At 65.7% G+C, this 233-nt stretch carries 1 protein-coding gene; it reads right to left on the bottom strand.

Going from position 1 to position 233, the window contains the following annotated elements; translation table 11 throughout:
- Positions 1-233 (bottom strand): aldehyde dehydrogenase family protein (locus HA630_RS27335; RefSeq protein WP_166832245.1); only part of this gene is annotated, 233 nt, incomplete at both ends.

Raw genomic sequence — 233 nt, forward strand, 5'->3', positions numbered from 1 at the left:
ATCAGCGGGCCCTGGTTCACGCCGTCCTCGAAACCGTTGCCCACCTTGGCGGTGGCCACCTTGGCGGCGAACTTGGTCACGAACTCGTCGTACACACCGGCCTGCACGTACAGGCGGTTGGAGCAGACGCAGGTCTGGCCGGCGTTGCGGTACTTGCTGGCAAACGCCCCTTCCACCGCCGAGTCGATGTCGGCGTCGTCGAACACGATGAAGGGCGCGTTGCCGCCCAGTTC

It is taken from the genome of Aquabacterium sp. A08 (genome assembly GCF_011742065.1).